Source organism: Odoribacter sp. N15.MGS-14, assembly GCF_000980245.1.
In the GTDB taxonomy this organism is placed as follows: Bacteria; Bacteroidota; Bacteroidia; order Bacteroidales; family Marinifilaceae; genus Odoribacter; species Odoribacter splanchnicus.
The window spans coordinates 1-11,339 of the sequence record NZ_LARE01000073.1; the positions used below are offsets into that span (position 1 = coordinate 1).

General features: G+C 42.9%; 7 protein-coding genes. 3 read left to right on the forward strand and 4 right to left on the reverse strand.

All coding sequences use genetic code 11. The annotated features are described in order from the left end of the window. Nucleotides 1-336: 336 nt before the first annotated feature. Both WS34_RS12545 and WS34_RS12550 read right to left on the reverse strand, forming a co-directional pair. On the reverse strand, nucleotides 337-1,224 hold the full coding sequence (locus WS34_RS12545) for a YitT family protein (protein ID WP_013612328.1): 888 nt from the start codon (nucleotides 1,222-1,224) through the stop codon (nucleotides 337-339). Then, a complete protein-coding gene (locus WS34_RS12550) occupies nucleotides 1,225-2,931 on the reverse strand; it encodes a glutamine--tRNA ligase/YqeY domain fusion protein (protein ID WP_041557320.1) in 1,707 nt (568 codons plus the stop codon). It abuts the gene before it with no gap. A 91-nt stretch (nucleotides 2,932-3,022) separates the two neighbouring features. Here WS34_RS12550 and WS34_RS12555 point away from each other — a divergent pair, with 91 nt between their 5' ends. The 3 genes from WS34_RS12555 (at nucleotide 3,023) to WS34_RS12565 (ending at nucleotide 7,256) form a co-directional block, all read left to right on the forward strand. Next, nucleotides 3,023-4,996: a putative porin gene (locus WS34_RS12555; RefSeq protein WP_046405190.1), complete on the forward strand. Its 1,974-nt coding sequence runs from the start codon at nucleotides 3,023-3,025 to the stop codon at nucleotides 4,994-4,996. Between the two features lie 23 nt (nucleotides 4,997-5,019). Further along, nucleotides 5,020-6,408 carry an MltF family protein gene (locus tag WS34_RS12560; protein ID WP_013612331.1) on the forward strand — a complete coding sequence of 463 codons (1,389 nt, stop codon included), beginning with the start codon at nucleotides 5,020-5,022 and terminating at the stop codon, nucleotides 6,406-6,408. A gap of 101 nt (nucleotides 6,409-6,509) precedes the next feature. Next, nucleotides 6,510-7,256 carry a hypothetical protein gene (locus WS34_RS12565; protein WP_013612332.1) on the forward strand — a complete coding sequence of 249 codons (747 nt, stop codon included), beginning with the start codon at nucleotides 6,510-6,512 and terminating at the stop codon, nucleotides 7,254-7,256. 217 nt (nucleotides 7,257-7,473) lie between these two features. Here the strand turns inward: WS34_RS12565 and feoB are convergent, their stop codons facing one another. Beyond that, nucleotides 7,474-9,840: a ferrous iron transport protein B gene (gene feoB, locus WS34_RS12575; protein WP_286693767.1), complete on the reverse strand. Its 2,367-nt coding sequence runs from the start codon at nucleotides 9,838-9,840 to the stop codon at nucleotides 7,474-7,476. Between the two features lie 120 nt (nucleotides 9,841-9,960). After that, nucleotides 9,961-11,339 (reverse strand): hypothetical protein (locus WS34_RS12580; RefSeq protein ID WP_046405193.1); only part of this gene is annotated, 1,379 nt, incomplete at its 5' end.

Consider the following 11,339-nt stretch of genomic DNA (forward strand, 5'->3'; position numbering starts at 1 on the left):
ACATCATACCCTCTCACCTCCTCCGTTTGTTCAATACATCGGTTCCTGATTGCGGCTGCAAAGATAGAAACATTAATATCCCATTTCCAAATTTTTTACACACTTTTTTTCAAAAAAATGAACGACCACTACACAATACATTCATTATCAAACTATTATATTTATCTTATTTTATTCCAAATTTCCATCGGTTCACGCTATTTATGGTTATTCATACTAATCGAATAGATTATATATATCGTATTTCGACCAGAATACCAACCTTCTTTCCATCAAGGCATAAAAAATCGTGCAAACCTACTATTTGCACGATTCCCTTCGAATCTTCAGATTCGTTTACTTCACCCCCTTCACCTCTTCGAATCCTTTACCGAACACTCCCATCACGGGAGCCATCGTCATAAACACATCCGGATCGATCTGCTTGGCAATGCGCAATACATCGGAAGCTTCGTGTTTACGGGCAACAATCAGGATAATTTTCTTATCTTGTCCGGTGTACCAACCTTTAGCATCGATCAGAGTCACACCCCGATGTACCTGATTCGTCAGCTCACGGGCCACTTCATCATATTTATCAGTAAAGATAAAAAGCTGGGCCGACTGTGTTTTTCCGGTCAATACATAATCCACGGTAAAAGAAACGATTCCCATCATGACATAACCGTATATCAATCCACCGAAGGCTTCCCGATCGACATGGTCGTATATCAGCAAAGTCATCGCAATGACACAGAAATCACATACCATCAATACCCGCCCCGGACTGACATTGTGGTATTTGGTCACCAACATCGCAATGATATCCGTACCTCCGGTACTTCCACCAACAGAGAGCGATACGCCGATACCGATACCGGTCAGCATTGCAGCGATAATGGTACTCATAAATTTCTCGTCGGGTAAAATACCGTCCACAGGCATCAAGGGCTGCATAATACCCAGGAACACACTCCCGACAATGATAGCGAAAATGGTTTTGATACCGAATTTCGGTCCCAATACCTTCATCGCAATAATCAGCAACAGGATATTCACCAAAAAATAACCGATACCTACCGGAATTTTGAACAAATAGAATAATACAGTAGCAATACCTGTAGCTCCACCACCGACAATCTTATGAGGCACCAGGAAACCTGTTGCGGCAAAAGCATAAACCAACATACCGAATGAGATGATCAGGTATGGTTTCATCTCATTCCAAATGCTTTTATTCTTCATTTATTTATTCATTTTTTGCCAGGTATCTTTGAGCGATACGGTACGATTGATTACTAATTGTCCATCCGTTGAATCGGGATCTACACAAAAATATCCCAACCGCTGGAACTGAAAACGATCTCCAGGTTTAGCCCGTCTCATCGAGGATTCCAACTTACATCCTTTAAGTACTCTCAGTGAATCTTCATTGATAAACTCCTTAAAATCGACCTCCTTGTGTCCTGCCGGATCTTCATCCTTAAACAAACGATCGTAAAGACGGACTTCAGCTTCGATAGCATCCGTTGCTGCCACCCAGTGCAAAGTACCCTTTACCTTCCGGTTACTGGCCTCCGTTCCACTACCACTTCGGGATTCCGGATCATAAGTACAATGGATCAAAGTGATATTTCCACCGGCATCTTTATCGACCCCTGTACATTTAATAATATAAGCACCTTTCAGGCGTACTTCCTGTCCCGGAGTAAGGCGGAAAAATTTCTTCGGCGCATCTTCCATAAAATCGTCTCGTTCGATGAAAAGTTCCCTGGCAAAAGCCACCTTACGCACTCCGGCATTCACATCTTCCGGATTATTCTCGATTTCCATATATTCCGTCTCTCCCTCAGGATAATTATCGATGACCACTTTCACCGGATCGAGCACTGCCATCACCCGAGGAGCCGTCTTATTCAAATGTTCACGGACACAATATTCCAGCAACGCCATATCCACGACGATTTCCCGCCGGGCCACTCCCACCTTTTCAGCAAACATCCGAATAGATTCGGGGGTATAACCACGCCGGCGCAATCCGCAAATAGTCGGCATTCGGGGATCGTCCCAACCGGAAACATACTTTTTCTGTACCAATTCCAACAAACGCCGTTTACTCATCACTGTATAATTCAGGTTGCGACGGGCGAATTCAATTTGCCGTGGCCGGTACTCGGTCGTTGTCAACTGATCCAGAAACCAATTGTAAAGCGGCCGATGAATCTCAAATTCCAACGTACAGATCGAATGAGTGATTCCTTCGAGATAGTCACTTTGTCCATGAGTAAAGTCGTACATCGGATAGATGCACCACCGATCACCGGTTCGATGATGGCTACAGTAGATAATCCGGTACATGATCGGGTCACGCATCAACATATTGGCAGCAGCCATATCGATCTTAGCCCTCAACACCCGGCTACCTTCCGGGAACTCTCCATTTTTCATCCGCCGGAATAAATCCAGATTTTCTTCTACCGAACGATCCCGGTAAGGGCTATTCACTCCCGGTTCGGTAATTGTTTTTCTCCCGGCACTGATTTCTTCTGCTGTCTGATCGTCAACATAAGCCTTCCCCTCCAGGATCATCTGTTCGGCCCAATCATACAGCTGCTGGAAATAATCGGAAGCATACCTGACCGGTCCGTCCCATTGAAATCCCAGCCATTTTATATCCTCCTGAATTGCATCTGTAAATTCCACATCCTCTTTAGAAGGATTGGTATCATCGAAACGCAAATTACACGCTCCATTATATTTTGCAGCCAACCCGAAATTGAGACATATTGAAGTAGCATGTCCGATATGTAAATATCCATTCGGCTCCGGCGGGAAACGGGTATGTACTTTTCCCCCGTTTTTACCGGCAGCAATTTCCTCTTCAATAATCTGTTCAATAAAATTCAAGGTCTTACCTTCTTCTGGTTCTACAATCATTTGATTTTTATCCATAGTATTAAAACTTTCCCGGAAAAAACATTTTTCCAAGGGACAAAAGTAAGTAATTTATGAGAGTTTTAAAAGTTTACGTATATTTGCAGCGATGAAAAAATTTATCTGCATAATACTATTCGCATCATTGCATTTGTTTTGTCGTGCACAAAACGTATTCGATACAGAAATCCCTCCGGATATGGAGGGTAGCAACTCTTCATTATCTTCCGATTCTATACCGGAATCCAATGTGCCTCATTTCCGTCATACCTGGCAATGGGAAAGGAACGGAGTATATAAAAGAGAGGTTGCTCTGGATACGCTGATGGACGGTATTCAGAATTTCAATACCATTTTTAAAAAGAATATTTCGAACACTTATCTGGGTAATTTTCCCTCTCCTTATCTTTCCAATATTTTTATTACGCGCGAAACGGTTCAGGATTTTTACCCTCTGACTCAAATCCGGGCTTTCCTTTTTAAGCCCGAAGACGCTTTACTTTTCAATACGACAACCCCTTTCACCCGATTGAAATATTTTACGGGAGGAGGAAAAGGGAAAGCCGAAAACCTGCTGGACGTATGGCATGTACAAAATATCCGCCCCTGGTGGAATGCCGGTATTCGTTACCAGCTGATTTCCAGCGACGGTCGTTATATGAACCAAAAAGCCAAAGCGTATCATTTTTCTTTGTTCTCGTCCTATGAGAAAGAACGAATCGCCCTCTCTTTTTTCTTAAACCAGAATAATGGGCATTTTGCAGAAAACGGTGGTGTCAAGGACATCTCTTTTATCATCGACTCCACCAATCAAAAAGCTGAAAATATACCGGTAAACCTGAGCAGCAACGATATTTCCAACAATTACCGGAACACCAATTTTCAATTACAGGGCCAGTACAATATCGGTAATCCCAAAGAAGTAACTACTCCCACGGATACTTTTACCACTTATCCGGCTAAAGCCATCATCAACATCCGGGCCGAAGGAAACGAACGCAGATACAAAGAAGGCAGCATTGCTTTCGACTTCTTTCCGCATACCTATATAGACAGTACTTCTACGACGGATCTGATCACGAACCAGGTGTACGATATCTCCACTAAATTTGTCATGAACGAACATCCGAAGTACAAATATTTGCCGGGTATATATGCCGGTCTGGATTTTAAACACGAAAACTACCGGCAGCGGACAGCTTTCGATTCGATTTCCCATACCGAGAGTTTCGGCCATACCCGCTATTCAGGGACTTACATTACAGCCGGAATTTTCAATGTAGACACGAATGTATCGTTCACTTACGATATTGCCGGAAAGCTATGTGTATTGGGGCACTATGCCGGGAATTTCAAATTCGACGGCTACGTACAGCAAGCTTTGCGTAAAGACAGAAGTTCATACATCCGGGCCAATGCGACGATCGAATTACAAAGTGTAAATCCGTTCTTCGATCGCTATGTCGGAAATCACGATATCTGGGAAAATGATTTTAAAGCCATCAAAACCATCAAAGCCGACGGACGCTATGTGAATAACCGTTTGCGAACCGAATTAGGAGTCGGTATCGCCAATATTTTCAGTTACGTCTATTTCGATACGGCAGCGATGCCCCAACAGACCAGTAAGACCTTGATGGTATTGACCGCCTGGGGAAAGCAAAATTTCAGATTAGGCAATTTCTACTTCGACCAGACCGTATATTTTCAAAAAAGTACCCAGGAAGATATCCTTTCCCTACCGGCCATTTCTGTATATTCCCATAACTATTTTCAGCATGCCTTATTTAAAAATGCCTTGTTTTTACAGACAGGAATCGACGTCTTTTACAACACAAAATTTTACGCCGACAATTACATGCCTTCTATTATGCAGTTTTATAACCAGCGGGAAAGAAAAACCGGTAATTATCCGAAGCTCGATGTCTTCCTTAACCTAAGGATCAAACGGGCCGATATCTTTGTCAAATACGAACACATCAACTATCTGCTAAAAAATCACGGAGACTTTTTCAGTGCCGCCGATTATCCGATCAACCCGGGTATGCTCAAATTCGGTATTAAGTGGGACTTTTTCGATTAAGAAACATTTACTATCTTTGTTGAATGACAATCTCTAAAATTGCCGTTTATATTACCCTTTTTCTTTGCTTTGCATGTGAGTCAGGTAAAGAGGTTACTCCGGAAATCATATTACCGGAACCTTCATCGCTGGAAAAAATTCTGACGCGGGGGAGTCTGGAGATTTCCACTTTTTATAATACGACCGACTATTACGTATACCGTGGTATTACGCGGGGATTTCATTACGATCTGGCCCGGGATTTTGCCGGTTACCTGGGAGTCAATCTCCGAATTGTCGAAGTTAACAACGATATAGATACGGCTATCGGCCGGCTACAGAGCGGCAAATACGACCTCTTAGCCGTCAGTCTGACCCAAACCCCGGAAAGGAATGAACAGCTCCGTTTCAGTAAACCTCTTTTCCAAACCCGGGAAGTACTCGTGCAGAACAAAAATAGCCAACCCATCAAAGATATGGCTCAATTAGACGGGAAAGAGATTTATATTCCCAAAAGTGCCACCTCGTATAAAAAGGTTCTGCAACAAATACAGGATTCTCTGAATATACACATTTATATCACCGAGATCGAGCATTATTCCTATGAAGATCTCTTGCACCTGGTAGAGACCGGCGAAATCAATTATACCGTTATCGACGAAAACATCGCCCAAGCCTCCAGTTATTCTATGAAGAACCTGGATATAGCTCTCAAGTTAAAAGAAGATATTTCCGTATCGTGGGCGACCCATTCGGATGCCAGTTTATTGAGCTCGGAAATCAACAACTGGCTGGAAGAAATCCGGAAAAACGGAAAACTCAACTACCTCTATAAACGTTATTTCGGCAAACATCCGGCAGTTCCTCACAACACGACCAAATACACACTCATCAAGAAAGGCGATATTTCACCGTTCGACAAGTTATTCCGCAAAGAGAGTAAAAAGCTCGGCTGGGACTGGCGTTTGCTGGCAGCTTTGGTCTATACCGAATCTCAATTCGATCCTTATGCCGAATCGGAAGTCGGAGCCTACGGTTTAATGCAGATTATTCCTGAAACAGCCGATCATTTTAACGTCGGAAATTATTTCGAGCCCGACAGTAATGTCTATGTCGGAACCGAATATTTACATTACCTGGACCGTTACTTTTCAAGCCAGCCGATCGATTCTTCCGAACGGCTCAAATTCGTTCTGGCCGCCTATAATGCAGGTCCCGGACACGTACTGGACGCCATCCGCCTAGCCAATAAATATGGGAAAGACGCCACTTTATGGGATAATAACGTCGATTACTATCTGCTTCACAAAAACGAACCGGAATATTACCGGGATCCCCTGTCTAAAAACGGCTATTGTAACGGCCGTCAAACGTACAAATACGTACGACAAGTGCTCGAGACCTATAATAACTATAAGAATATCAAGCAATAGTATAAAAATACTAAAAAACGTATTTACGAATATTGGTTTGATCGTTTTTTTTCCATACCTTCGCAGTAGTGTATTATATCGTTCATTAAAAGTTTAAGCTCATGCCTTACAGAAGATTACCTAATACAGATGCAGCGAGAATAAGGGCATTAAAAGCAGCTTTGAAGAAAGGCCAGTATCTCGAGATCGATACGATAGCCTATCCTTTTGCTTTGAAACAAAAAATAGAATTCTTTTTACCTAAATTTGAAGTTGCTATCACCAACTCTAAGTTAGCGAAAGAGAAACAGTTCGATAATAGTCAAAAATTCTCTGAATATACCAAAAAAGCCCGGCTTTATATCTCTCATTTTATTCAGGTATTGAATTTTTGTATTGCCCGTGGAGAGCTGAAACCCTCAGCCCGTACATTTTATGGTTTGGACGAAAACAGTTCGAAAGTTCCTTCTCTTTTGACCGAACAGGATTTGCTGCAATGGGGGGAAAAAATAATTGCCGGCGAGCAGAACCGGATCAGTAACGGTGGTGGTAATCCGATCTACTGTCCTTCGATTGCCCTGGTAAAAGTCAATTATGAAAATTTCAAAGAAAACTATACCCGCCAAAAACAGTTCCAGAATAACTCAGCCCGGGAAAGCGGGAATGTCGCTCAATACCGGAATGATGCCGATGCCTTGATCCTGGAAGTATGGAACGAAGTGGAACGTTATTTCGAAGGGGTAAAAGACGAAGAAGAAAAGCGCTATATGTGCGAGGAGTACGGTCTCGTTTACGTATTCCGACGCGGCGAAAAAGAACGGATCAGAAGACGGAAAGAAGCTGAAAGCATTACCTTGAAGCTTTTCTGACTCCAAGACCGACTGCTAAGAGGAACAACAGCTTCCTCTTTTCTTTTTCACCGGCTTACGGGCACAGCTGTCTTTCAAAGGACAAGTGTCACAAGTACTGCATGATTCGTCCTTTTTCAAAGCCTTCAGTTTCCTGTAGCAGAATCGTATCGCCCCCACTAAAGCAACAACGATAATCAGATATACAATACCGTTTTGTATCAAAGCATTCTTTTTTCTAAAATAAACTTCCTATCTGATATACGCCGAACGACACCAACCAAGCCAGCCCGGTAGTATAAAAAATAGTAAACAATGCCCATTTCCACCCCGCCTCTTTACGAATAGCAGCGATCACAGCCATACAAGGGAAATAAATCAGGATAAACAGCATAAATCCATAAGCCACTAAAGGCGTAAATACCTTCTGTCCGTTACTATATTGTTGCTGTTGCAGGCTCTCGATCAGGCTTTGGGAATTTTCCCCGGCATCCGGGACATGGTACAAAATTCCCATAGAACTCACTACAATCTCTTTGGCAGCCAATCCGGTCACAATACTCACGCCCATCTTCCAGTCGAATCCCAAAGGCCGAATTACCGGTTCGATGGCTTTCCCGATTTGTCCGATATATGAATTCTCCAAATGTTCCGTCTCATCGGCCATAGTCGTCCGGTTTAAAGGGAAATACCCCAGTGCCCAAATCAGAATAGAAGCAAATAAGATTATCGTACCCATTTTCTTTAAATATTGTCCGGCTTTTCCCCACATATGGATCGTGGTATTTCGCATCGTAGGCATCCGGTAAGGAGGCAATTCCATGACAAAAGGATCCGAAGATTTGGCGAACAGGGTCTTCTTCAACAAAAAAGAAGTTCCGATAGCCAGTAATATGCCGATCAGGTATACAGACAATAGGATCAAGCCCTGATTCACCGGAAAGAAGGCAGATACCAACAGTATATATACCGGTAAACGGGCACTACAAGACATAAAAGGAGTAATCAGCATCGTCATAATCCGGTCCCTCCGGCTTTCCAAAGTGCGGGTAGCCATAATGGCCGGTACATTACATCCGAAACCGATCAACAAGGGAATAAAGGATTTTCCGTGAAGTCCTATCTTATGCATCATCCGGTCCATAATAAAGGCAGCCCTTGCCATATAGCCTGTATCCTCCATCAAAGAAATGAAAAAGAAAAGAATCAGAATATTGGGTAAGAAAACGATCACTCCCCCCACTCCGGCAATAACTCCATTCACCAACAAATCGTTCAAAGGCCCTTCAGGCATAATTCCGGCCACCCAACTTCCGAGGGCTTCTACTCCCGCCTCGATCCAGTCCATCGGATAACTTCCCAGCGAAAAGGTCGCCTGAAACATCAGCCACATAAAGAAAATCAGGAAAGGGAAGCCCAGCCATTGATGAGTCAGTAAGGCATCGATAGCAGTCGTCAGCTGACGTTTATCCTTTTCTCCCGACCGGAAGGTCTCTTGTAAAGCTCCCCGGATAAACCCATATTTCAGGTTCGTGATGATCGTCCGGGTATCTTCCTTATATTCTTTTTCCAGGCGCTGGATTTCTTTTTGTGCTACTTCGAGCATACAAGCATAATTGGGAACCGTTACCAGCTGTTCTTTCATAATCCGATCATCCTCGAGTAATTTGATAGCTACATACCGGGGAGCATATTCATCGGTAATATTTTTATTCGGGGCGATCTCCACTTTAATCCGGGCAATCGCCTCTTCGATTTCTGTCCCATAATTGATATGTACATGCCGGGACTCTTTGGCCTGGTCTTCGAACACTTCGATAATTTTATCCAACACGGCTTCGATTCCGATCCCTTTTGAAGCTGTCGTCGGCACAATCGGGATACCCAGTAGTTGTCCCAAATAGCCATAATCCAGGTGAGAACCTTCGTTGGTCAGTTCATCGAACATATTCAATGCCATCACCACCCGGATATTCATATCGATGAGCTGAGTAGTCAGGAACAGGTTCCGTTCCAGACAAGAAGCATCCACGACATTCAGCACTAAATCCGGATGATGCTTCGTAATAAATTCACGCACATAAATTTCTTCCGGAGTATATTCGGTAATAGAATAAGTCCCGGGCAAATCGATCAGATTGATCGTATAACCTTTATGGTGGCAAGTTCCTTGCTTGGCATCCACCGTCACTCCGCTATAATTCCCCACTCTTTCGCGCAATCCGGTAGCCCGGTTAAAGAAAGAAGTCTTCCCACAATTCGGATTCCCAACCAAAGCGATATTGATCGTCCGGGATTTCTCGGAAATTTCCCGGGCAATCTCGTCTTCTGTAAACGTACCGTTATATCCTTCCTGATCTATCGAGGAAGTACAGACGACTTCAATCAAACGAGCCTCACTCCGTCTCAGAGAAATATGGCCATCCATCAATTTATATTCGATCGGATCGTGTAAAGGAGCATTTTTTATCACCGTCACTTTTTCTCCTTTTACGAATCCCATCTCCACGATCCGGTTTCGAAAACTCCCATGTCCATGCACCTTTACGATGACACATTCTTCTCCAGTCGGTATATCAGCAAGCTTCAAATAATTATTTTCCATGCCACTCCAAATTATGTGGCAAAGATAATCAATCTGCTAATAAATCGACATACCTACAAATAGGTATTAAAATTCCGGAGCATATAAATACCCCGGAATAATCCCCATTTTCATTCCACTTCAATTCTCCCGAAAAACCACATCCTTAATTTCAGCAAACCCGGTATAAGGTTTTCCATACAAGACCAAATCTCTATTCAACTCAGGAACCTCATAAAATCTCAAGATCCCATTATTATTCCCCTCTACATTCCCATCCACAGAACCTACAATCAAGCGGTACTGCATTTCAAAATACTCATCCGGTTTAGGAACCTTCGAATAGCTACCGGTAAACCGATTGAACTTAATCATCGTGACCGTCTCCTTATCTCCCAACACAGCCACCCTACGGGCTTGCTTCGTCGAATAATCATATTCCCAAATCTCATTCATATAGGCATAAAACAGATAAGGCAATTTCGGATGAAAAGCAAATACTTTCGATTCTGCCAAGTGTTCTGCTTTCAATCCTTGTCCATCCCCATCTTGACACAAAGTCTGTTTATACTTGGGCGGATAGGAATACAACACGGCCTCAACCCCATACAAAGCATAGCGTCCCTGTTTATCCCTCATCAGGGAGTATATCCCATAATTATTCTCTGTTCCGGACATGTATATCAATTCTTTGCCCACATTCCAATCAAACAGCTGGGGTTCCGGAGCCGGTAATTCCATCATTATCTCTTCGGAAAAAGCATACCACATCATAAAGCGTTCGTCCGTAACATTATACAGAAATGCTCCGGCTATACCGCTTAAACTCCCTATATAGGGAGAAACCTTAAAAGTCGGATTCGTACCTGCTTTCAGCACATTGAAAGGCATACCGAAAATGGCCCCAGCAACATTTTTCTGCATATAAATATCTCCTTCCTTATCTACGACAACCGGATAATTATAAGCAAAATTATAAGAAACAGGAATATGATGAACAGTCTGATCTCCGAATTCATAATCCATACTGTATTCGGGGCCTGAAGAAAAATCTTCCGGATTCAGCTTATACCCGCCATCCTCTGTTAACACCCGGAAAGTAGGTCCACTGGTCATATTAAACTTAGGATCATGCGCTATACTGATTGCTCCATGTAATAATGGCAAAGTCGTGAGTATATCATGAGTAACCACCTCCCGTTCTGCAGAAATCATGCCAATCATATCCATTCTCACTCTCCGCTCCGCTCCTTCGTTACACAACACCATCCATCCATTGGTAATTGAAGAGGCTACATTAAGATTAAATGTTTTCCGGCTGATCACCTCCGTCCTTTTGTCTTTCACCTCAAACCAACAAGTATATTGCTTAGGAGATAAAGCAGCCGGAATATCCAGGTCTTTAGAAAAAGTTGAATCGAGGACAGCACATTTCAGAAAACCATTTTCATCTGTCACCAATTCACTATAATAATAAGCAAAACTATAATTCGGATTATCCGCTTTTATCTCTCCTTCCT